Source organism: Fibrobacter sp., from assembly GCF_017551775.1.
Taxonomy (GTDB): domain Bacteria; phylum Fibrobacterota; class Fibrobacteria; order Fibrobacterales; family Fibrobacteraceae; genus Fibrobacter.
This window is the reverse complement of record NZ_JAFZKX010000101.1, coordinates 1-22,537: the sequence shown is the minus strand read 5'-3', so window position 1 is coordinate 22,537 and position 22,537 is coordinate 1. Positions and strand designations below refer to the sequence as shown.

Genomic DNA, 22,537 nt, shown 5'->3' with positions numbered 1-22,537 from the left:
GCGGGAAATCTAGACAAAGTAATTGCGGGCAGGTGGGGCCCCGCCCGCATAATTATGTTACCACGCGAGGTCGACGACGATGCGCCAGTATCCGTCGGAATCGAACTTGTGCGCGTGTCCGCTGCTAGCCGTCCCGAAGTTCATCTGGTATTCCGCCGAGAAATGGCGCGTAATCTGCAGGCCGAACCCGAGCCATACGGAGAACGAGAGGTCCTTCGCCCCGTTGAAGCGGTTCTTGATGCCGTCGATCATCCCGAGGTCGACGAATTTTTTCGCGAGCGCCTTCATGGCGTCTTCGTCTTCTTCGTTTTCGGGAGGCGTCTCTATCTTGTAGACTTCGAAGATGGGCTTGTGGAAGTGGAATGTCTGGCTCACGAACGGCTTGAATACCGGAATTACGGGGACTCCGAGCCTGAACGAGATGGGAATGTCGGCACCGATGTTGTGGTAGTAGATGCTGTACCTTTCGTCGGGCTTGTATTCGTAGGTGAATTTTTTGTAGTGGTACGAGGGGCCGAGACCGACGGTTATCGCGCCGCCGTCGTAGAAGTACCAGCGGAGCATGTAGTTGATTCCGGCTTCGTAGCCCGTCTCGTCGTCGAGGTTCCTGATGCGGCCGTAATCCTTCGCATAGTAGCTGTGTTCCCTGAAGTTGCCGTAGTAGAGTTCGGTCACCTTGTAGAAGATGCGATTCTTCTTCGCGTCCTTGGATTCCACGGCGGGGTCGTCGGCTGCGGCCTGCGGGCATGCTTCTGCGGCGGGTGCGGGCTCGGCGGCGGCGACAGGTGCTTCCGCGGGTTTGGCTTCGGGCTTGGCCGTGTCGGCGGGAGCGCTCTTTGCCGTTTTTGCCGGCTCCGCGGGCGCTGCCGTTTCGACCGGCGCCGGTACGGACTTGTCATCTGCGGCATGCATTTCGAGGAGCGCGAGTTCTTTGCTCGTGTAGGTCACGGTGAAGCGGCACTTGCCCTGCACGTTGCAGCGCGCCTGCACGGAATCGGCGATGGCGCGTGCCATTTCTTCGCGGAGGAGGTCGGACTTGATTTTTACGAGGCTGTCGGCTGCGGCGGTCTTGGCCGCGATTTCCTTGTCGAGCGCGATGAGTTCGAGCGTGTTGTCGGCATGCAGCTTGCACTGGCACGAGGTCTCGGTGATGCGGCAGAACGCCTTGCGCGCGGAATCGGCCTTGGCGATGGAATCGGCGGATACCACTCCGGGTTCAACCTTGAGGCCGCTTGCGCAGTCGTTGCAGCGTTCGGTGCATTCCATGGACATCGGGGCGATGGGCAGCAGGCTCCTGCGACGGGAGAGCGAATCGATTGTCGCGTTGGCGTCCTTGATGACGCGGGGCAGCATTCCCATGGCCTTCTGTTCGGCTTCGCCCGACTTGGCGATGAGTTCGAAGCGGGTGAGCGTCGTGTTGCCTTTTTCAATTCCCTTGTAGTAGCCGTCCTGGAAGGTGAGCGTGCGAGCGCATACCGTCTTGGTGCATCCGGCGACGAGTTCGTCGATGAGCTTGCGCTTGCCGAGTTCTACGCCCATGTTCTTGGATCTGGCGCTGTCGATTACGAAGGGGCAGTTGCACGTGGATTCGATCTTGTCGCAGTTCTCGGCCCTTTCGGTGTTGCGGCACGACATGCAGAGGTTATAACAAATTTCATCGGCGACGGCGGTGGTGGACAGGGCCGCGGCTGCAACGATTGCGATGGAGATGGACTTGAAAATATTGCGCATGTTCAGCTCCTAGAAGATTATAGCGAGGACGACGAATGCGATTGTCCCGATGGCGGTGAATACGACGGGGAGGACGGGGAAGCCGCCCTTTTTTTCGGGTGCGGCCTGCTCGCATGTGGTCGAATTCTGCGCGGCTTCTGCCGATTCCGTTTTGGTATTCGTGGGTTCCTCCGCTCCGGTCTTTTGGTCGACCGAGGGTTCGGCCTGAGCCGCGGGAGTCGCCTCGTCTATCAGGACGGCTTTGTCGGTGGTGCCTGCGTTCTGGGCGGGTGCCGCACTTGCATATCCGGCGAATACGCCCGCAACGATTGCCATTGCGAAAAGTTGGTGGAACATCTTGAATCTCATAAAGTCCTCGCTGCGCCTTCGTGGATGCTTTGCGGGCGCGTATATACTAATTTAACACCTTTTTGAAAAATGTGTAACGCGGATTGTTCGCTTTGGGGCTATTTTCTATTTTGTTTGAAGGTATTCCTCGTTTGCCCATTTGTAAAACTTGTCGTAATCGGCGCTGTGTGAAAGTTTCCACTTCGCGAATGTGGGGTAGTCCACTTCCCTGCAGATGATATAGACAAAGGTTTCCTCTAGTTTGTTCTTCACGAGGCCTTTGTAAAATGTCGTGAGCGTATTCTCGGTATTTTTTGTATTCTTGAAATCGGCGATGAGTTTTATGGCCTTGGGCAGCATGTGGATGAGGTATTCCATCTGCTGGGTGCTGGAGGTGTCTTTCTCGTGGTAATGGCGGTGCCCCACGGAATCGAGTATCTGCGTGAACGCGAGGGTGGTTACGACCGCGAAGTCCTCGTCGGAAGTCTTTTCGAACTTGGGGAGGGTTGTTTCGCAGTTCGTATTCTTGCACTTGACCAGGCTCTTCGTGACGTTGTAGAGCGCGGAGATTGCGGCGGAAACGTTCTCCCTTTTTTTGGCGATGAGCGGCGTGTACATCGCGTAGCTGTAGAAATCTATCCAGTTGCCGAGCTCTCTCGATACGGCGAACATCTGCAGGTGCGATGTCTCGTGCAGTTTGGTGTTGGCCACCGCCTTCTTGAGCCAGACCTTCGCGCTGTCGAGTTTGTTGATGCGGCGGAAGGTGATGGCGGCGTTGAACGGGAGCAGGTAGGAATCCTGGTTGAACGATGCTCCCTTGCGGTATGCGATGAGGGCGGAATCGGGCTTGTTCGAATCGTCGTAGATGGTGCCCATCATGCCGTAGATGGCGTCGTTCAGGCGCAAGTCCTTGTTGATCTTCGCCGCGGCCTTGATGTAGCGAAGCGACTCCTTCATGTCGCGCTTCATGTAGTACGAGTAGGAGATTTCGTACTTGATAAGCGCGTTGTTCGGTTCGAGTTTTTCGGCCTGCTTGTATTTGGCGATGGCCGCGTCGTATTGCCCCTCGTCGTGGAGCTTGGTGCCTTCGGTCATGAGGCTGCCCATATCGGCCAGGGCGAGAATCGCGGTGGCGAGAATAAATAATGCGATGCGTTTCATGAGTTCCTACTTTGTGAATTGTGAATAGAAGGCGCGGAAATCTTCCCAGCGGTAGTACGGTGCGGCGGGGCAGTTCTGCTTTGCGGGCTTGGTTGCAGCGTCGTTTGCCGTGGTGGCGTTTTGGTCTGATGCGCCGCACGGTACGGGGAGAACCTGCTCGATTTCGTTGTACAGGACCTTCACGAGCACGTTTGCGCCAGGGGCTGCGTCAGGGGTGGCGCCGGCCTTTGCGGCTGCGGGTTTTGCGGTCCCGTCGCCCTTGCGGTAGAACACGATCTGCATGTTCGCGGCCATCGGGATGACCCTGAAGTCGTTCCACTGCTCGTGCAGTTTCGAGAGGTCGGATACCTTCGCGTTAGCGACGGGCAGCTGCATGAGGGCGGCGAGCGGAAGGAGGCCCGCGTCGTGCCCGAAGCGCAGCGTTGCGGCTACGGGTTCAATGCTTGCAAGCGCCGTATCCGCCTCGTCGAGGATGTTCTGGAGCGTACCCTTCGCGAAGTCGGTGCCGTTGCTCTTGTTGATAAGCGGGCTTGTGCCGAGCAGGCTGTACCACCAGGCGTTTTGCGCCTTCCAGCGCGTGATGCGTTCTTCGGGAGTGTAGATTTCGCGTAGCGTGCTTACCGGGGCGTTCGCTGCCTTCTCTACGCTTGCGACAAGCGTGGAATCCATGCCGGGGAACAGGTCGGTGATTTCGAGGAGCCTGTTGTAGAATGTGCCCGCGTCAATGTTCTTGGCGGCGTAGGCGGTATCGGCGAAAAGTTTTTGCAGGAGCGGTTTCGGGTCCACCTTTTGCCAGAGCTTGTCGCTTTCGGCGATGTAGGCGGGCGCCTTGGAGTAGTCCAGCTTGCCCCAGTCGAATGCGCATATGAAGGGCATGTAGCTCTTGCCCGAAACCAGCTCGGGTTCGATTTTCGGGAACTGTACGCGGAGTTCCCCGATGAAGGCGGCCATGCTCACGATGCAGCGCCCGCTGGTGCTTGCGTAGGCTTTCACGTGCGGGACGGCTTTCTTGTTGCCCGCTTTGCGTTCCTTGAACACCTCGGGGAAGTTCTTGGCCATGCGTTTGGCGATTCCCATGTGCTGGTGCACGCCCGCCTGCGTGAGGTCGCCGGTACGGGGCATCGCCTCGCTCTTGAGGGTCTGCGCGAGTGCGTTCACTTGTTTGCCGAGGGGCGTAAGCGCGTTTGCCGAATCGGCCTTGGCAAGCGTTTCGGCGATGTATTTGTATTCGTCGGCGCTGTGGTGGAAGCGGCTGCCGTGCCTGGCGTAGTGGCTTATATAGAAAGGCTTGTACCCTGCGGGCGCCTTGGCGTACTTGACGTTTTTGCCGGGTTCCGGGTACGGCATCGCGCCGCTGAGGGTGTATTCCGGGTGTGCCGCGAGTTCGGCGTCGGTCGTCTGCGCCTGTGCGGGGAGTGCCGCGATGGCGAACGCGAATGCGGCCGGCGCGATTGCGCTTGTGAATCGGTTGTTTAAAAAGTGAGGCATATCCCGAAATCTAATAAAAAAGATTTGTCGGATTGCCAATAGAGCATGACGGCACCGAGATGGAAATGAATAAAATAATCAGGAGATAAATTATTATTCCAAGATGTATTTCCGCTGAGGTTCTGGCGCCGTTTGCTAGTAAAGATAAATATACAATCGCTGGCTATTGTTGAATAATAGTTAATGTGTTGGTTAGTCGGGCTGGAGAGCTGCAGTGGGAGGGTATGTTTTTTTCAAAATCCGCTTACAAATTGCTTACAGAAAAAACGGCGTGGAATTAGTTTTTTTATGTTTGTACAACACTTTTTAAGGAGAAACATAATGAAACGTTTAGCTTTCCTCGTCTCGCTTGCCGCATTGCTTTGCTCTTGCGCGGGCGTCAACATCAAACAGCCCGGTATTGATAGCGTCAAGAAAATCGCTGTTGTGACCGTTTCCGGTAGCGATGATTACGAGAATATCGAAGTCCGTGAGGGCAAGAAGGAAAAACTCCTCACGATTGTGAGCAACGCCGTCAAGAAAAAGGTCGACGTGGTCGATAATCCTGAAGTCGAAATTATCACCCATGGTGCGAATGCGCTCGCCAAGACGCTAAACGGTATCAACGGCTGGAGCGTCATTCCCTTCGATCAGGTGATCAATAACGAAGACGTGCGCGCCTTCTTTGAAGATAGGGATACTTGGGTCAAGATCGATGCCGCTTTTGACAGATTTGGTTCCGATGGCCAGCGTCTTGTTGTCCCGGATGGCATGTACCCGCTCGCTTACGAGAAAATTGCTCCGCGTGGTATGATGTATGTTAACGGTGAACGCATAGAGGCTCCGATCCTTCGCGGCCTCGGCAAGCTTTGTGAGTCCCTCGGTGTCGATGCGGTCGCCGTTGCCGAATACTTCTTCTACTACGAGACCGGCATGATGACTGGCGTTACGAGGAACGTGACCCCGATTGTATTCGTGAATGTGGCGCTCATCAACAAGAATGGCGAGAAGGTGCTCTACACCGATAACGGCTGGGCGAGAATCGAAGGTGATTACAACGCCAAGGTTTACGGCGGTTACGCAAGCCTCAAGGAAGAGCAGTCCGTGAAGGCCTACAAGCACGCTATCGACCAGATCATGGAAGAATTCAGCAAGGAAGCTAAGGAAAAGCTCGGCAAGTAATTGCTTCCGCAAAAGTTTGCATATTTCATCTCCCAAAAGTGGGGGGCTCGCTCGGCGAGCTCCCTGCTTTTCTTATGGCGAGGTGACGCGATTCGTAAGTAATTGTTCGCGAAAGTAGTCTTTTTTCTTACCCCCGTTTTTTTGCTTGACTGCCCTTGAGGGCCATGCTTATATTTTGAACTGAAATTTGGGGATTAGAAATGAACTACTTAAATGACTCCGACATCACGGTGCTGATGGTGAAGCTTGCCTGCCTGGCCGTTGTTGCCGCCATCGCGCTTGCTTTTGCGTGCTGGCGTTTACATTGCCGCAAGGACGGCGTCGTTCCCGCGCGCCGCAAGAAATCGTGGGAAGTCGCTTTTGACAAGTGGCTTGCGAACAACGGCGGCCACGGCCTGAGACATTCTTGAGGAACTTCCTGGTGGGGAGCTTGGATACGCCCGAGAGGGGCGTTTTTCTGTGTTTTCGGCCGTGCAGGCGCGATTTCGCGGCCGATATTTTTCTAAATTCGCATGCGTTAAATTATCAATGATGTAGCCGGGAGGTTTTCCGGCTGTTATAAAGGAATACAATGAGCATAGTAGATACCGTCCTCCATAAGGTTTTTGGTACACCCCATGAACGCAAGGTGAAGCAGCTTCGCCCGATTATTGAGAAGATTCATGCCGCCCGCATGGCGCTGGAAGCCCTGGACGATGCGGCGCTTGCCGCCAAGAGCGCGGAATTCCGCGAAAAACTGAAAAACGGTTCGACTCTCGACGACATCAAGGTCGACGCCTTTGCGGTGTGCCAGGAAGCCTGTGACCGCAGGCTCGGTATTTTCAACATCTTCAAGCCGGAATTCGGCTTCGACTTCAGCCGCCTCGGACCCGAACTCCAGGATGTGGTGAACAACGCGAAGGCGGAACTCGCCAGCGGGAAGAACGAATGGGAAGTCTACCTGCCCGCCGCCCTCTACGCGAAGGTGCGCGAACTCTACCCGGAATCGGTGAAGCCGTTCCGCATGATGCCTTTCGACGTGCAGATGATCGGCGGCCTCGTGCTCCATGAAGGCGCGATTGCTGAAATGGCGACCGGTGAAGGTAAGACCCTCGCCGCTGCCCTGCCGGTTTACCTGAACGGCCTTAGCGGCCACGGCGTGCACGTGGTGACGGTCAACGACTACCTCGCCGGCCGTGATGCGAAGCAGATGGGCCTCGTGTACAAGTTCCTCGGCCTTACGGTGGGCCTGATTGTCAATGGCCTCAATTCCGAAGAACGCCGCGTGAGCTACGGCAGCGACGTGACCTACGGTACCAACAACGAATTCGGCTTCGACTACCTGCGCGACAACATGGCGGTCGACCCGTCCCAGCTGGTGCAGCGCGAGCTCAACTTCTGTATTGTTGACGAAGTGGACTCCATCCTTATCGACGAAGCTCGTACCCCGCTTATCATCAGCGGCCCTGCCGAAGATGCGACCGACAAATACGCGAAGGCGGACGAAATCGCCCAGAAGCTCATCAAGAACAAGGATTTCGGCGTCGACGAGAAGGACAAGTACATCATGCTCACCGAGAAGGGCGTGAACCATGTCGAAAGCCTCCTCCAGATTACGAACCTCTATGGCGAACATGCCGACTGGGTGCACTTCATTGACCAGGCCCTGCGCGCATGGCACCTGTACGAGAAGGACGTGGACTACATCGTGCGTGACGGCGAAATCGTCATCGTGGACGAGAACACGGGCCGTCTCATGGAAGGCCGCCGTTACAGTAACGGTATGCACCAGGCTATCGAAGCCAAGGAAAAGGTGCAGATCCGCCGCGAGAACCAGACGCTTGCCACCATCACGTTCCAGAACTACTTCCGCATGTACAAGAAGCTCAGCGGTATGACCGGTACGGCCGAAACGGAAGCGACGGAATTCATCAAGATTTACAACATGAACACCTGGGTCATCCCGACCAACAAGCCCTGCATCCGCCAGGACCTGCAGGACATGGTGTACAAGAGCGAAGACGCCAAGTGGCGCGCCATCGTGGCCGAAATCAAGGAACGCCATGGCAAGGGCCAGCCGCTCCTCGTGGGTACGGCTTCCATCGAAAAGTCCGAACACCTGCACGGCCTCCTAGAGAAGGAAGGCATCCCGCACGAAGTCTTGAACGCCAAGAACCACGGGCGCGAAGCTGAAATCATCCAGTACGCCGGTCACGAAGGCAAGGTCACCATCGCCACCAACATGGCCGGTCGTGGTACCGACATCGCCCTTGGCCCCGGAGTTACCGACCTCGGCGGTCTGCACGTGCTTGGCACCGAACGTCACGAGTCCCGCCGTATCGACAACCAGCTGCGCGGCCGTTCCGGCCGTCAGGGCGACCCGGGCTCCAGCCAGTACTTCCTTAGCCTCGACGATAACCTGATGCGCATTTTCGGCGGCGACAGCGTGAAGAACCTGATGAACCGCTTCGGCGTGGGCGAGGACGAGGTGATTACGCACCCGATCGTCTCCCGCTCTATCCGCAGCGCACAGCGCCGCGTGGAAGGCCAGAGCTTCGATATCCGTAAGCACTTGCTCGACTACGATAACGTGATGAACGAACAGCGCAAGGTGATTTACGGGCTCCGCCGCCGTATTCTGAACGGTGAAGACATCCGCCAGGAAATTCTCGACCGCATCGAGGACGCCTGCGATATCAAGGTCTCCAACTATATCGTCGCGAAGAGCTACCCCGAAGACTGGAACCTCGAAGGTCTGCATACCGACCTGCAGCGCACGCTCGGCATGGAATACAACCTCACGCTCGAACAGGCGATGAAGAAGACGCCGGAACAGGTTCTCGACGAAATCATCGGACTCTGCAAGGCGCGTTACGACAAGCTCACGAAGATTATTCCGGAAGCCGATTTCCGCAACATCGAACGCCGCTTCTTGCTCATGACGATCGACCAGGTCTGGAAGGAACACCTGTACGCGATGGACCAGCTGAAGGATTCCATCCGCTTCCACGGTTACGCCCAGAAGGACCCGCTGATGGTCTACAAGAACGAGGGCTTCAAGCTGTTCGAAGGCTGCCTCGAGAAGATCGCGACTCTCACGATGTTGCGCATCTTGAACATCCGCATCACGCTCCCGAACGGCATGACCGTATCGCCGGACCAGCTGCAGCTCAAGCCGCAGGAACAGATCGACGCCGAACGCAAGGCTGCTGAAGCCGCCCAGAATGCCGGTGGCGAACAGCCCCAGGAAGGCGAGCAGTTGAGCGCCGAGGGCGCGAAGGCTGCGGGTCTTGCAGGCCAGGCCGCCGCTTCCGAGTCGAACGCGATTTCGGAAGACCAGCAGGATGGTCAGCCCATGCCGCAGTCGGCACTGCCGGGTACCCGCCAGGTGCGCCGTACTTACACGAACCCCGCCATCATGGAAGCCGCACGCCGCCGCGCGCAGGCTGCCGGCCCCAAGCTCGGTCGCAATGACCCGTGCTGGTGCGGTTCCGGTCTCAAGTACAAGAAGTGCCACGGCAAGGACGTCGAGTAGCCTATAGGAAGAAAGAGATGAAAGGAAGAATCGTTTCCGCAGGCCTGTTCGCCGTAGTTGTACTAGCCTACTTTGTTGCCTGTGGCGATGATTCTTCGGCAGAGGTCGTAGCCATCTCGGAGATTGACTCCGCTGATGACTTGGACTCCTGCGGCACCTTCAATGAAGGGGACACCGTGTATGTTCTCGACGAGAAGGCGAAATACGTTTGTCAGGAAAATGCGTGGAAAAAATTGACTGACTTGGAAAGCGACGATAGCGCAGACAAGTCAAGTTCTTCTGTGAAGCCCGGCAGCAGCGGATCGGACAAAGCCGATTCCCTGACGAGCAAGTACGCGGATGAATGCAAGGAGGGGGAAACCCCGGATGTCTGTACCGAAAACAAGGATGGCATCGGCATCATCAAGGCCTGCATCAAGGGAAGGCTGATTGAATACAGCTGCAGGACCGCCGGCTGCAACGAGAAGGGCGACGACTGCGACATGAACATGTCCAGGAACGAATGCGGGGAAGACACTCCGAATGTCTGCACCAATAACGGGAAGGGCATCGGCATCATCAAGACTTGCGTCAGGGGACAACTGATCGAATACAGTTGCCAGTCCGTTTCCTGTAACGAGGAAGGCACTGACTGCGGCGAGTGTGTGAACAACGTAAGCACCTGTACCGACGACAAGGATTTCAGGGGTACGGTCACCAAATGCGAGAACGGGAAAAAGCAAGAGAAAAAGTGCGGCAACGTGTCTTGCGACGGAGACAAGTGCGGAACATGCAGGAACTATGATAAAACCTGCGAGAACGACGAAAATGGAGTCGGCGTCATATCGCAATGTGTAAACGGACAGTCCAGTGCTGTGATGACCGAGCCGTGCGAACACGGATTTTCGTGCAAGCGCACCAAGGTGGGCGAGAACGCGGAAGGTTTTTGGCAAATGAAGTTTACCAGGTGCGGGGAATGCCTGGAAGGTGAACTTAAATGCGATAATGATCCTTCTGGCAATGGCGTCATGTACCGTTGCTACGAAGGAGAGTGGCACGAAATCAATGGTAGTGATGGATTCAGCACATGCATGTACGGTGATGACGGTTATTTGATATTGGACACGTTAGAGAATGGGAGTTATGTTTGCGGCAAGCGATTCACTACACTTGACACAGGAAGATACAATCATAAATCTTTTGGTAGGTATTCAGATATAACGTTAACAGGGTATTATCCAATCACGCAAAAAGTTCAAACCTTTACAACTACTATGGCTGCAAAGGATGCAAATTGGAACAGTCGCGTTTCGTGTGATGCGGACGGAAAAATGCTCGGTGTATGTCACAATTCGATTCGTCTGTGCATTAACGAAGAACGCGGGAAAAATGGATACTTGATTGTATGCCAGGGCGGCAGGATTATGGATTTTGACGGCGACGGTGACAACATTGCCTGCCATTGCCAGGAATACGGTAATAATAATGGTGGCTGTTCGTCGGGTTCTAACTGCTATGCGGGACAAACTGCGGTGACCGGCATGAGAATGTGCCAGCCGCCAAGGGCAGAAGACAAGACCGGATTTGAAATTGAAGACGATCCAGACTACGAATATGGAAACTAGTCAAAACCAAGGTAAGGTGGAAAAGAGATGAAAGCAAGAATTCTATGCGCAAGCCTTTTCGCTGTACTGATGACCGCATACTTTGCGGCCTGTGGTGACGACGATTCCTCGGTCAAGTCCATAACCGATTCGGAAATCGAATCCTCCGATGACCTGGTCTCGAGTTCCTCGGGAAAATCCAGTTCTTCGGCAAAGTCCAGCAGTAGTATTTTTGTGGAAGAATGTAAAGAAGGCGATCCGGACGTTTGTACCAACAACGAGGACGGCATTGGCATCATCAAGACCTGCCTCAAGGGAAAATTGATTGAATACAGCTGCAGGACCGCCGCCTGCAACGAGAAAGGCGACGACTGCGACATGAACATGTCCAAGATCGAATGCACGGAAGACGACATGCCGGCTGTCTGCACCAACGACGGAATGGGAATCGGTATCGTCAAGGCCTGCATCAAGGGAAGGAAGGTCGAATATAGTTGCCGATCCGTTTCCTGTAACGAGGGTGGCAATGGCTGCGGCGAGTGCGTGAACAACGTGAGCACTTGTACTGATGACGAAAAATTTAAGGGAACGGTCACGAAGTGCGAAGGCGGAAAAAAGATAGAGGAAGCGTGCGGCAACGTATCTTGCGACGGGAACAGTTGCGGGACATGCCTGAACTATGAAAAGCAATGCTCCAACGACATCGATGGTGCCGGTCGCGTAACGCAGTGCGTCAATGGAAGGTTCGGTTCTACCATGATGACCGAGCAATGCGAAAACGGATACTCGTGCAAGCGCACTCATGTAGGCGATTATACAGATGATGACGGTAAATCCCACTGGCTAATGAAACTCGTTTCATGCGGGGAATGCCAGGATGGCGACCATAAATGCGTGAATGACGAATTTGACAATGGCGTCATGTACCGTTGCTACGAAGGGGCGTGGGTCGAGGTAAGGGGTGCTTTCGATGGGAGATATTCGGTAGGATATACATATGATGAAGAAGGCCGTATGTTAGGCAAAAATTGCGGAGATAACGGAGAATATTTCTGTCCTGACTCTACTATATATGTACAGGACACAGGGAGATACAATCATCATTCCGATTATAAGTTTGCAAATATAACGCTAACAGGATATTATCCAATCTCGCTAAAAGTTGAAACCTTTACAACTACTATGGCCGCAAGGGATTCAAGTTGGAATCCTCGCGTTTCGTGCGATGCGGACGGAAAAATGCTAGGTGTATGTCACAATTCGATTCGTTACTGCATTAACGAACAACGCGGACAGCGTGGATACTTGATCGTATGCCAGGGTGGCAGGCTTATGGATTTTGACGGTAATGGCGACAACATTGCCTGCCATTGCCAAGAATCCGGTAATAATAATGCTGGCTGCTCGTCAAGCCGTAACTGTTATGCGGCAAATGAGAATGTGACCGGTAAAGCGATGTGTGCACCGCCGAGTAGCTATTGAGATTGAAGACGATAGAGATTCCTAGATGAAAACAGCGAAGAGATTCTTTTGTCTTGAAGGTATCGACGGGTCGGGTAAGTCGACCCATATCGAGAATCTTGCATCGGCCCTTGAGGCGGAAGGTTATTCCGTCGTGAAGCTTCGCGAACCGGGCGGGGCGAAAGTTTCTGAACGTATCCGCGAGATTCTTCTGGACCCAGCGTTCAAGGGAATCATGAGCGACAAGGCGGAACTTTTGCTGTACAATGCCGCCCGCGCTCAGGTGATACACGAAATCATCCAGCCGGCGCTTGATGCGGGCAAGATCGTTATTGCCGACCGTTTTGCGTGGAGCACGTTTGCCTACCAGGGATACGCCCGCGGGCTTGGCGCCGACATGGTGCAGCAGCTTACGGAAGTTACCTGCGGCGGCTGCATTCCGGAACTGACCGTAGTGCTCGACCTGACGGTGGAACAGAGCCGCGCGCGCACCGCGAAGCGGGGCGAGGCACCCGATCGCCTCGAACAGGAGAAGGCCGACTTTTTCGAACGGGTGCGCCAGGGGTACCTGGCCGCGGCTCGTGAATACCCCGACTGCGTTGCGGCGGTAGATGCGAACCGCTCTAAAGAAGAAGTTTCCGCCGACATCTATAAGTTGGTGAAGTCGAGGCTTTAGTGATTTTCATTTTCATCCTTATTTTCGGAGTGCTCTTCCTGTTCGTGAATTTGCGGCAGGTCGCCCCCGGGAACAAGGGTAGCATTCTGGCGGGTGCGCTCGTGGTGCTCCTGCCTGTTTGCTTCATATTCCGCGAAATGTTCTGGGCGTGCGTGGGGCAGGCGTTCCTTTCGGTATGGCTGTGCGAAGCGCTGCTCCTGTATATTTGCTGGTGGATTTTTAGGCTGGGTCGCCGTGCGCTAGGGCACAGGCCCATGCCGCAGCGCACTACGGTTATTGCCGCCCGCGTATTGCTCATTGCATCGTTCGCGGTCACGGGCGTGATGTGTGTTGTGGGCTATTTCCACAATGCGGATTATAAACTGCGGGATACGACAATCCAGCTTCTCGTGGAAAGCCCGCGCAGTTCTTTTGCGGGCGATTCTTCCGCTGCAGTTGATTCCGCGGGCACTCCCGTTCCCGATACCTCTGTCGCGGCTGATTCTGCGCAGGTCGCGCACGACTCAGCTGCCGTTGCGTTTGATTCTGCGCAGGTCTTGCAAGATTCCTCTGTCCCTGTCGCGCCCAGGAATTTCACGGTGCTGTTCTTCAGCGACCTCCACATGGACCCGCTCTTCTGCCGCGGGAAGGTGGAACGCATGCTGCGCGAGGCCGACAGCCTCAAGCCCGACTTGATACTTTTCGGCGGCGACTTCGCCGACGAGCACGATTCCGTATTGACGAACCAGGGCTACGATACTTTGTTCGCAAAATTCGCCGCCGCTGCCCGCGTGGGCGCATATGCCGTCGGCGGGAATCACGAGGCCTACACGGAGCGTGCCGGCAGCGACATCGCGGGATTCCTGAGGCGTAGCGGCTGGGTATACTTGGATGATTCTACGGTCTGCACGGAGGTCGCCTGCATTACCGGGCGCACGGACCTGCAGATGGCGGCTGCCCGCGGGGTAGAGCGCATGCCGCTTTCGCTTCTCGATCCGGCAAAACTCGGGTCTTCGACCTCCCGCGCTACTCTCGCGGTGAAAGGACTTCCCTGGCTGCTCATGGACCACCAGCCGAGGGGTATCGAACCCGAATATTCGGGCCGTATGCCGGATTTCGCGTTCTCGGGCCATACGCATGCCGGCCAGTTCTTCCCCGGAACCGTCATCATAAACTGGGTCTGGCGCCTCGCTTACGGGTTCGGCACGCTCGATTCCGTCCGGTGGCTTGTATCCAGCGGGGTGGACAGTTGGGGCCCTCCGGTGCGTGTCGGGAGCGATACCGAGATGTGGTTCCTGCGTTTCGAGACGCGGCTTCCGTAAAAAAACATTTAAAAAGGTCATTGAAACCGACGGCGAAACTGACTATATTTGGGGCATAAAATTCAACCCCCAAATCAAGGCGCAAATATGTCAGATCGTTTTATCGTGACCGGCAACTTCACCGATGACCCGTTCGCCATCGACATGGCCCAGTACATCGGCCTCCGTGAAGACATCTCCGACGTGGTCTCCCTGAAGACTTTCGCCAACTCCGAATTCTGCCCCCGCTACATGCTGGATGTGGCCGACATGGAGCATATCGGCCGCCGCCTCGAAGGCAAAATCGTCCTGATTTGCTCGGTTTCGAACCATGAACGCAGCCGTAACGACTACGCCATGCGCAACTGCATTTTGGCCCGCGCCGCTAAGGACAATGGTGCCGAGCAGGTGGTGCTCGTTGAACCCGACCTGTTCTACAGCGCCCAGGACCGTGGCCCGCACCGCATTGGCCCTCTCGAGAAGGACCGCTCCGATGTTGACTTGAAGAAGTTCGACGGCCAGGCCTTTACGAGCCTCCTTTACGCTGAACTCCTCAAGAAGTCCGGTGTCGACGCCGTGGTGACGGTCCACAACCACAGCATCAAGGTGCAGAACCTCTTCAACGAAATTTTCGAAGGCCACTTCCACAACCTGATTCCGACTGACGTTTACGCTCACTACATCAAGAGCAGCAACTTCGTGCAGACCGGCAAGGACGGCAACAACCTCGTGATCGTCTCCCCGGACAAGGGCGCCCGCCCGTTCATGAACGCTGTTTACGATGCATTGCAGCTCCCGGAATGCAAGCGCGTGGTGATGGACAAGGTCCGTACCGGTGAACGTGAAATCAGCATGACCTTCAACCCGGAACTTTCCGACATCAGCATCGAAGAAATCGAAGGCAAGGACGTGATCGTGTTCGACGACATGGTCCGTACCGGTACGACGATCGTGCAGTGCTGCGAACACATCAAGAAGGGCAACCCGAACCGTGTTTGCTTCGGCGTTACGCACTTCCACACCAGTGCCGAAGCCCGCGAAAAGCTCAACAGCCCGGCCATCGACGAAATCCTCACGACGTCCACTCTCCCGGACATCATGAACCGCGACTGCCAGGGCCGCCTCCGCAAGAAGCTCACCGTGCTCAAGCTCGGCAAGTGGATTGCTCGCCACGTGATGCAGATGTACGGCATGGACGATGGCCGCTTCGAGAAGGACTTCTACAAGATCGATATGTCTTCGAAGAACCCGCGTTGGCCGCCTGTATTCTTTTAAGACCGTTCGCGCTTAATTCTGGATTTAAATTACTCCGGTAGGCGCTCACTCTCGCAACCGCCCCTGTTTAATAACAGGGGCTTTGTTGCTCACGTAAGACCGTTCGCGCTTAATTCTGGATTTAAATTACTCCGATAGGCGCTCACTCCCACCTAAAGGTGGCCATGTCCACATAAGCGCTGAAGCGCTAAGTGGACAAAGGTCGTAACCACGCCCCTGTTTAATAACAGGGGCTTTGTTGCTCACGTAAGACCATCCGCGCTTAATTAGAGATTGCTGCAATTTTGCAGAGACGATTCGTTAGTTCGCATTAACCAGACTTGCACGCCGACCGAAAACTTCTGCGCAAAGATTTTCGTGGAAGAATTATAAATTCTCAAAGCGACTCGTTGATACGGGCCGCTTTTTTGTTATGCAAATTTGCATTGAGTTTTGTGTATATTTATAAAGTAACTAGAGGTTTGGAGTGCTGGGATTATGCGGAAAATTTTTCTTGCGATATGTCTTTTCCTGATTTTTTGCGGTTGTTCTAATCGCGAAAAAGGTGACACCGTTCCAAATTACGGCTATAGGTATTTCGTGAATAAAGTCGTCCTTATTGATGGCTCTACAGCCGAACTGCATACTACATCAGACGCTTGTTCAGATCTAGTTTCTAAAATGGGATGGTTAGTATCTCAAAACATTCCTGAGTCGGAATGGCATAGGTACGCTAAAACAGATAAACGATGTACTTCATTGTTAAAAGGCCGTCCTGACACCGCATCATATTCGTTACAGAACCCGTCCGATATAGAGCTGTGTGATTCTGATGGGAAATGCATAGTCAAACCAGATATATATCTGAAGGAAAATAATGTATTTCAGGTATCCTTCTGCAATTCTAAATATTACACCCAAATGCGCTACGACAGCCTGAATATATCGAAAGATTTTGAAAGTGCAAGATCAACTTGGGGAACTTCATACGAAATTTCTGTTACCGACTCTCTTATAGTTCTGAATGGGCTGAATAAAGATGTGAAGATGTTCTTCTATGTAGAAAAAAAAGAATGGTGTAAGGATTGCCCATTGGAAATGGATGTTTCGAGGTATGTATTGGGCCCTTTTAGTTATACAAATAGCTCTGTTTGCTCACAAAAGAAAGACATTTCGTTCTAGTTATAACTGGGGCTTTTGTTTACCGATATTCTGCTTACTCGACGATGAGGTCGACCACAAGGTAGATGGCCATCGCGATGCTTGTCGCGCTCACGAAATGTTGGATGAACTTGTTGCCTTTTTTGCGCTGCAAAAAGCTGCCGCAGTAGCCGCCGAGCCATGCGCCCGCGGCCATCACGATGGCGATGGGCCAGTTGATTTTGCCCGCGATGCCGAGTGCCGTGGTGCTCACGAGTAGGAACACGTTGGTGAGTGCGTTCTTGAGGGCGTTCACGCGGATGGGTTCAAGCCCGGTGTAGCGCGTGAGTGCAAAGATTTGTACGAAGCCCACGCCCACCTGCACGATGCAGCCGTATATAGAAATCATCGCGAACCCGACGGCACCTTTCCACGTGAGTTTTTCAGGCGGGGTTGCAGGGGGCTTGCCGAGGATGTCCTTGCGCAGGTTGCTCATCACGACCACGAGACAGATGACGCAGGCGAGTATCGCTTGGAAGGCGCGGTCGCCGATGTGGACGAGAAAGCACACGCCGATGCACGTCCCGACGATGGTGGGGATAAGCAACTGCAAGAAGATTTTCTTGTTGAGGTAGCCGTGCTTCATCAGGTTGAAGGCGCTGCTGCAGTTCCCGATGATAAGCCCGATTCGGTTGGTGCCGTTCGCGACGGTCGCGGGCATGCCGAGGAAAATCATGATGGGCAGGCTAAGCGTGGAACCGCCGCCCGCGATGCTGTTGATGAGGCTTACGATGGCGCCGAGAATAAAGAAGGCGGGATACTGCGCATACGCCCACCACGTGGCGTCTATCATTTCGCGATTTCCTTTTCGAGGAACTGCTTGTTGTCGAGCACCTTCTGCTTTTGCCCGTATTCCGGATATTCGCCGAGGCACTTGTCGAGCGGGGCGATGGCGTCTTGCAGCAGTTTCTTTTTCTTGGCGTCATCCTTCTGCTTTTGCGCCTTCGTGAAGATTTGCGATGTCGCTTTGCGCTGAGCGTTGCAGAAGGTGTTGGCCAGTTCCTGGTACTTTTCGTTCGCTTCCTTGCGGAGCTTGCTGGATTTCAGCTTGTTCAGGATTTCCTTCGCTTTGGCGTACTTGGAATTCTTTATGAGTTCATCGGCCTTCGCGAGCGCCTCGGCGGGGTCGTGCGATTCCCAGTATTTGGCTGCTTCGGAATCGTTCGCGGCGGAAAGGCCCGCGATGTAGTCGATGAGCGCCTGGATATGCAGGTCGTTTTCAAAATCGCGGTAGCGGAGCAGGAATGCGTTCGCCTTGTTGAGCGCCTCGGAGAATTGCGCCTGGTCGTCGGCGAGCGCCTTGATGGAGGCGTATTCCTTCTTGGCCTTGGTAAGCGTAATCTTGTAGGCGGTGGCCTTCTGCTGCTGGGCCCACCTTACGAGCGAATCGCCCGGGGCGAGCGCCATGAGGCTGTCAGCGGTTTCTGCCACCATGCTGTAGGCGGACTGCGCGCGGATCATGTTCTGAATCTGCAAAACGAGCGGTTCGAACGCCTTGGCCTTTTCGGCGCGGAACTTGCCGAACATGTTCAGCAGGGAATCGACGCGGGCTACCCACGTGCTCCAGAGCGGCTTGATGATGCGGAAGCGTTCGAGATAGGCGCTTGCGGAATCGGTGAGGCCGGCCGCGTACAGCGAATCGGCGTAGGCGAATACCTGGGCGGCGAGCGCCGGGAAGGCGGTGTAGGGGTCGGGCGCCCGCGTGCGTGCGGGAACCGGCTGCTCGGTCGTGGGAATCGTATCCGTATTGGCGACGGGGATGTTGTCGGGCGTATTCAGGCGGTAGGAATCGAGCGGCTGCGAGTCGAAGGCGACCGCCTGGTTGTCGGAGGTTGCCTGGGGTTCGGCCGGTGCGGCATCCTGCTTTTGGGGCTGGGTTGCGTCGCCCGATTGTTCGGGGGCCGTGCCCGCGTCGCTTGCCGGTGCGCTAGCCTCTGGCTGCACGTCGGTCGCGGGGGCGGGAGCGTTCCCCGCACATGCGGCGAGCGCGAACGTTGCCGCCGCCATCAGAAGGGTCTTGTTCAAGAATTTCATGTTCATATTCAGTTCTTCTGCTTTCTTGACTTTTGAATTTCCCTAGCTCAGGAAGACGCGAGCGTTATTCCGCCTCGATGGGCACGAATGCGCCGCCGTCCATTCCGGCAGGCAGATCCCAGTCGTCGTCCTTGGGCATCGCCGCTGCCTTCGGTTCGGCAGGTGCGGGTGTCGTTGTGGCCGGTGCCGCTGCGGGCGCGGTAGGTGCCGCCTGGGCGCTGGGTGCATCGGCGGTCGTGCCTGCCTGTTCTGCATTCTGCGTTGCGGCTGCCTGCTCGCTGCCTGCGGGTGCGGCTTCTGCGGCCTGCGTGCCTGCCTGAGCGGAAGGCGCTTCGCCGTTTTCAAGCGTGCCGTTTGCCGCGTTCGGGATGGGCATGCTCGTCATGATGCCTTCCGTCGCAATCGTTTCTGCCGCCTTCTCCTGCACCTGCGGGGGCACGAAGCCCGGTGCCTCGATGTACGGCAACGGCCTTCCCTGCGATGCGTCCGCGATGTAGAAGCCCGACATCGGGTCGACGGTAATCTGCCCGCGTTCGTTCGCGAGGTGGAGCGGGACTTCGCCTTCGGCAAGCATCGAGATGTCGAAGAAGTCGATGTATTCCGGAGTCCCGAGGATTTCAATTTCTTCCTTCGCGAATGCGGCCCACTGCGGAAGGCCGCCCGAGGCGCCCGCTATGCGCGTCCTGCCCGAACGGAGCGGCTTGTTGTTGTCGAAGCCCACGTAGCTTCCGATGGCCACCACGGAATCGAGCGCGATGCCTTCCTTTTCGGAAACGTACGTCGGGATGGCGCCCAGGAACGCCACGTTCCTGTAGTCGTTCGTGGTACCCGTCTTGCCGAGCGCCGGGTAGCGCAGGCTGGTGCTCTTGTCGGAACTGACGACGGTAAGCGCGTTCACCTGGCTGCGCGCGGTACCGTTCACGAACACAGAGCGCAGCATGGCGCCCATCTGCGAGGTGATGAGAGAATCGAGGATGACCTTCGATTCCACGGAGTTCTTGAAGATGGACTGTCCGTCTTTTTTGATTTCCTTGATGAAGCACGGTTCGTTCCATTCGCCGTCCTTGCACTTGAACACCTTGCCCGTGAGGATGGACTGGTAGGCGGTGCTGATTTCGGCGAGCGTAATCTCGTTTACGCCGAGCGGCATGCTGAACACTTTCTGCAGTTTCTGGTTGATGCCGATTTCATGTGCGAACCGCGCGTACTCCGCCATGGCGAGCGAGCGGCGGAAATCCGGCCAGTAACGCAGGTGCGTCTCGTCGAGGTAGTCGCTTTCGGGGTCGACCTGCGCCATCATCACGGTGAGGCGTTTCACGTCGCCCAGCGTGAAGTTGCGGAACAGCTTCACCGAATCGAGCGGCGGGAGCGCTTCGGAGAGGTCCGGGTCGAGTTCCTGCACTTCGCGCTTGTGGAGGATTTCGGAATAGTTCTTGAAGTTGTGCCCGACGAAAGCGCGCGTCTTCTCGTCTTTTTTCGCCTGCTTCATCGCGATGTCGTTGTAGGTGCCGACGCGCAGGTCCAGCACGTCGATGGCGCGTTCGTACTTCTCTTCGGATTCGTACTGCGCGGCGAGCGCGTATTGCGCCCTCGTGAACTCGATTTCGCGCTTTACGCCTTCCTTCATGGTGAGGCCGAACTTGTCGCGCAGCCTCTCGAAGTATGCCTTGCTGTCTTCGTCGCTGTTGCGGGCGAACCCGTTCTCCTGCGCGACGGAATTGAATTCTTCTTGCGAGAGCTTGTCGAGCAGGTGGTCCAAAAGCCAGATGCTTGCGATGTTTTCGGAACGCGTCGCCGCCCACGCGATGCTCACGAGGTCGCCCTTGTTCTTGTGGTCCGGTCGCGGGTAGTAGAACTGGTTCACGTGTTGGAACACGTTGAAGTCGTTCTCGAGGATGTTCATGTAGTTCCACTTGTGCTTGAGCGCGAGCGCGTAAAGGATGGGCTTCCAGCTGGAACCGAGCTGGCGGAGAGCCTTGAAGCTGCGGTCGAAGTCCGTATTGTGGAAGCCGCCCTGCGATGCGACGACCTTGCCGTTCCTTATGGCCACGAGACCGCCCTGGAGTACGGGTTCCGTCTCGATCTTGCACGGGATGAATCCGTTCACCTTTTTCTCGTCGAGGATGCTCACCAGGAGGATGGCGCCCTTCTTCATCTGGTTCCCGAGTACGGCGGCGGGGTCCTTGCCGACCTGCTTGCCGAATTCCTTGAGCGACTGTTCGCCCACTTCGCCCTTCAGCTGCCCGAAGGAGAGGCGCAGCGCCTTGAGTTCGCCCTTCTCGCTGTGGATTACCGTGTCGACCGCGCCGTAGAGGTAGTCACCCTTGCGGGCGCTCACCGCCTTGTTCGCGTACTGCGCCTTCGGGAGCACGAATCCGCCGAGCTGCATCTGGAGGTTGCTGATGTTGTTCTGGAGGGCGCGCTTGGCCGCGTCCTGGCTCCTCGCGTCGAGGGTGGTCACGATTTCGAGCTGGGCCTTGCGCCAGTCGCTGATGTCGTGCTGTTCGAAGAGCTTCTGGTAGAATTCGCTGGAGAGCTTCTCGTCGATCCTTTCGAGCGTCGTCGACACGCTGAAGCGGAAGTTGCCGTGCTTGAAGTGCAGCGGTTCGGAAAGCGCGTCGTTCATCTGTTCCTGGTCGATATAGCCTTCATCGACCATGCGGCCGAGCACGTAGCGCAGGCGTTCTTCACCGCGCTTGAGCGCCTTTTCCTTGCGTTCCTCGGTGCGCTGGATGAACGGGTCGTAGTTGAACGGGCCCTTCACCGAGCCTGCGATGAATGCGCATTCGGCGAGCGAGAGGTCCTTGAGTTCCTTGTCGAAGAAGTACTGGGCCGCGATGGCCACGCCCTTGCCCGTTCCCGATACGTGGAACTGGTTCAGGTAGAATTCCAGGATGTCTTCCTTGCTGAAGTGCTTTTCGAGGCGCAGCGCGTTGATGAGTTCCTTCCACTTCGCCTTGATGCTGCGTTCTTCGCGCCCGAGCACGTTCTTGGCCGTCTGCTGCGTGAGCGTGGAGCCGCCCTGGCGCATGTGGCCGCTCTTGATGTTTGCGAGCATCGCGCGGAGGAATCCCTGCATGCTGAACCCGTTGTGGTTCCAGTAGCCCGCGTCTTCGGCGGCGATAAGCGCGTTAACGATGTCCTTCGGGATGTCGCCGTAGGGCACGTACAGGCGGTGGTTGGCGTCGAAGAATGCTCCGAGCAGTTCGTTGCCGTCGTTGTAGTACACGCGGGTCTCGCCGGAGAGCACCTGCAGGATGGTGTCGCGGTTGAACTGGTTGTCGGGGTCGCGTTCGGGGAGGATTTTGAATACGAAAATGTACGCGGGGATGCAGCAGATGATGCCGACCAGCGCAAAAGCCGCCAATATCTTGAGAACTTTTATCGGAAAGGGAGTCGGGGCCGATTTCGTTTGTTTTCTTTTTGCGTTTGCCATAAAAATCACCAAAAGGGCCCTGCGGGTTGCGCAGAGTCTGTTTATATGCTTGAATTTAGCATTTTTTGCTGTCGACCCCTTGAAAAAAAAGCCAAAATTAAGTAAAATTAGTGTCCCCAAGATGGGAAGATGGCCGAGTTGGCCGAAGGCGCGTCCCTGCTAAGGACGTATAGGACTTAATCCTATCGCGAGTTCGAATCTCGCTCTTCCCGCTGCAAAGGTCCCCCGGAG

General features: G+C 55.8%; 16 protein-coding genes and 1 tRNA gene. 10 read left to right on the top strand and 7 right to left on the bottom strand.

What is annotated here, in order from left to right; translation table 11 throughout:
• Positions 1-57: 57 nt before the first annotated feature.
• From IK012_RS12070 to IK012_RS12055, 4 genes are all read right to left on the bottom strand, one after another.
• The gene (locus IK012_RS12070) at positions 58-1,731 is read right to left on the bottom strand and encodes a hypothetical protein (RefSeq protein WP_290954965.1); all 1,674 of its coding nucleotides are present in this window, start codon (positions 1,729-1,731) and stop codon (positions 58-60) included.
• A 9-nt stretch (positions 1,732-1,740) separates the two neighbouring features.
• The gene (locus IK012_RS12065; protein WP_290954963.1) at positions 1,741-2,046 is read right to left on the bottom strand and encodes a hypothetical protein; all 306 of its coding nucleotides are present in this window, start codon (positions 2,044-2,046) and stop codon (positions 1,741-1,743) included.
• 138 nt (positions 2,047-2,184) lie between these two features.
• Positions 2,185-3,219, bottom strand: a complete 1,035-nt coding sequence (locus IK012_RS12060) for a tetratricopeptide repeat protein (RefSeq protein ID WP_290954962.1) — start codon at positions 3,217-3,219, stop codon at positions 2,185-2,187.
• A gap of 6 nt (positions 3,220-3,225) precedes the next feature.
• A complete protein-coding gene (locus IK012_RS12055; protein WP_290954960.1) occupies positions 3,226-4,707 on the bottom strand; it encodes a histidine-type phosphatase in 1,482 nt (493 codons plus the stop codon).
• A 321-nt stretch (positions 4,708-5,028) separates the two neighbouring features.
• Here IK012_RS12055 and IK012_RS12050 point away from each other — a divergent pair, with 321 nt between their 5' ends.
• From IK012_RS12050 to IK012_RS12010, 9 genes are all read left to right on the top strand, one after another.
• Positions 5,029-5,868, top strand: coding sequence for a hypothetical protein (locus tag IK012_RS12050; protein ID WP_290954959.1), 840 nt, complete (start codon positions 5,029-5,031; stop codon positions 5,866-5,868).
• Positions 5,869-6,068: 200 nt separating this feature from the next.
• A complete protein-coding gene (locus tag IK012_RS12045) occupies positions 6,069-6,278 on the top strand; it encodes a hypothetical protein (protein ID WP_290954957.1) in 210 nt (69 codons plus the stop codon).
• Positions 6,279-6,439: 161 nt separating this feature from the next.
• Complete coding sequence (secA, locus tag IK012_RS12040; protein WP_290954955.1) at positions 6,440-9,382, top strand: preprotein translocase subunit SecA; 2,943 nt, start codon at positions 6,440-6,442, stop codon at positions 9,380-9,382.
• A 17-nt stretch (positions 9,383-9,399) separates the two neighbouring features.
• Positions 9,400-10,986: a hypothetical protein gene (locus tag IK012_RS12035; protein WP_290954953.1), complete on the top strand. Its 1,587-nt coding sequence runs from the start codon at positions 9,400-9,402 to the stop codon at positions 10,984-10,986.
• A 27-nt stretch (positions 10,987-11,013) separates the two neighbouring features.
• Positions 11,014-12,447 carry a hypothetical protein gene (locus IK012_RS12030; RefSeq protein WP_290954951.1) on the top strand — a complete coding sequence of 478 codons (1,434 nt, stop codon included), beginning with the start codon at positions 11,014-11,016 and terminating at the stop codon, positions 12,445-12,447.
• 25 nt (positions 12,448-12,472) lie between these two features.
• Positions 12,473-13,102 (top strand): dTMP kinase, encoded by a 630-nt coding sequence (gene tmk, locus IK012_RS12025; RefSeq protein ID WP_290954949.1) that lies wholly within the window; start codon positions 12,473-12,475, stop codon positions 13,100-13,102.
• Positions 13,102-14,403, top strand: a complete 1,302-nt coding sequence (locus tag IK012_RS12020) for a metallophosphoesterase (protein WP_290954947.1) — start codon at positions 13,102-13,104, stop codon at positions 14,401-14,403. Before tmk ends, IK012_RS12020 begins: the two co-directional genes overlap by 1 nt.
• An 87-nt stretch (positions 14,404-14,490) precedes the next feature.
• Positions 14,491-15,657 (top strand): ribose-phosphate pyrophosphokinase, encoded by a 1,167-nt coding sequence (locus tag IK012_RS12015; RefSeq protein WP_290954945.1) that lies wholly within the window; start codon positions 14,491-14,493, stop codon positions 15,655-15,657.
• 579 nt (positions 15,658-16,236) lie between these two features.
• Positions 16,237-16,818: a hypothetical protein gene (locus IK012_RS12010; RefSeq protein ID WP_290954943.1), complete on the top strand. Its 582-nt coding sequence runs from the start codon at positions 16,237-16,239 to the stop codon at positions 16,816-16,818.
• A gap of 34 nt (positions 16,819-16,852) precedes the next feature.
• Here IK012_RS12010 and IK012_RS12005 read toward each other — a convergent pair whose 3' ends face one another.
• Genes IK012_RS12005 through IK012_RS11995 form a run of 3 tightly spaced genes read right to left on the bottom strand, consistent with a single transcriptional unit; the run spans position 16,853 to position 22,306 of the window.
• A complete protein-coding gene (locus IK012_RS12005; RefSeq protein ID WP_290954941.1) occupies positions 16,853-17,629 on the bottom strand; it encodes a sulfite exporter TauE/SafE family protein in 777 nt (258 codons plus the stop codon).
• The gene (locus IK012_RS12000) at positions 17,626-18,876 is read right to left on the bottom strand and encodes a hypothetical protein (protein ID WP_290954939.1); all 1,251 of its coding nucleotides are present in this window, start codon (positions 18,874-18,876) and stop codon (positions 17,626-17,628) included. The genes IK012_RS12005 and IK012_RS12000 overlap by 4 nt, the downstream gene beginning before the upstream one ends.
• A gap of 58 nt (positions 18,877-18,934) precedes the next feature.
• Positions 18,935-22,306: a transglycosylase domain-containing protein gene (locus tag IK012_RS11995; protein WP_290954937.1), complete on the bottom strand. Its 3,372-nt coding sequence runs from the start codon at positions 22,304-22,306 to the stop codon at positions 18,935-18,937.
• Positions 22,307-22,429: 123 nt separating this feature from the next.
• Between IK012_RS11995 and IK012_RS11990 the strand changes: the two genes are divergently transcribed.
• A tRNA-Ser gene (locus IK012_RS11990) sits at positions 22,430-22,518 on the top strand.
• Positions 22,519-22,537: the final 19 nt, after the last annotated feature.

Bases quoted from the DNA above. Each gene is read 5' to 3' on its own strand.
- IK012_RS12070 (WP_290954965.1), bottom strand. From the start codon at position 1,731: ATGCGCAATATTTTCAAGTCCATCTCCATCGCAATCGTTGCAGCCGCG.
- IK012_RS12065 (WP_290954963.1), bottom strand. From the start codon at position 2,046: ATGGCAATCGTTGCGGGCGTATTCGCCGGATATGCAAGTGCGGCACCC.
- IK012_RS12060 (WP_290954962.1), bottom strand. From the start codon at position 3,219: ATGAAACGCATCGCATTATTTATTCTCGCCACCGCGATTCTCGCCCTG.
- IK012_RS12055 (WP_290954960.1), bottom strand. From the start codon at position 4,707: ATGCCTCACTTTTTAAACAACCGATTCACAAGCGCAATCGCGCCGGCC.
- IK012_RS12050 (WP_290954959.1), top strand. From the start codon at position 5,029: ATGAAACGTTTAGCTTTCCTCGTCTCGCTTGCCGCATTGCTTTGCTCT.
- IK012_RS12045 (WP_290954957.1), top strand. From the start codon at position 6,069: ATGAACTACTTAAATGACTCCGACATCACGGTGCTGATGGTGAAGCTT.
- secA (WP_290954955.1), top strand. From the start codon at position 6,440: ATGAGCATAGTAGATACCGTCCTCCATAAGGTTTTTGGTACACCCCAT.
- IK012_RS12035 (WP_290954953.1), top strand. From the start codon at position 9,400: ATGAAAGGAAGAATCGTTTCCGCAGGCCTGTTCGCCGTAGTTGTACTA.
- IK012_RS12030 (WP_290954951.1), top strand. From the start codon at position 11,014: ATGAAAGCAAGAATTCTATGCGCAAGCCTTTTCGCTGTACTGATGACC.
- tmk (WP_290954949.1), top strand. From the start codon at position 12,473: ATGAAAACAGCGAAGAGATTCTTTTGTCTTGAAGGTATCGACGGGTCG.
- IK012_RS12015 (WP_290954945.1), top strand. From the start codon at position 14,491: ATGTCAGATCGTTTTATCGTGACCGGCAACTTCACCGATGACCCGTTC.
- IK012_RS12005 (WP_290954941.1), bottom strand. From the start codon at position 17,629: ATGATAGACGCCACGTGGTGGGCGTATGCGCAGTATCCCGCCTTCTTT.
- IK012_RS12000 (WP_290954939.1), bottom strand. From the start codon at position 18,876: ATGAACATGAAATTCTTGAACAAGACCCTTCTGATGGCGGCGGCAACG.
- IK012_RS11995 (WP_290954937.1), bottom strand. From the start codon at position 22,306: ATGGCAAACGCAAAAAGAAAACAAACGAAATCGGCCCCGACTCCCTTT.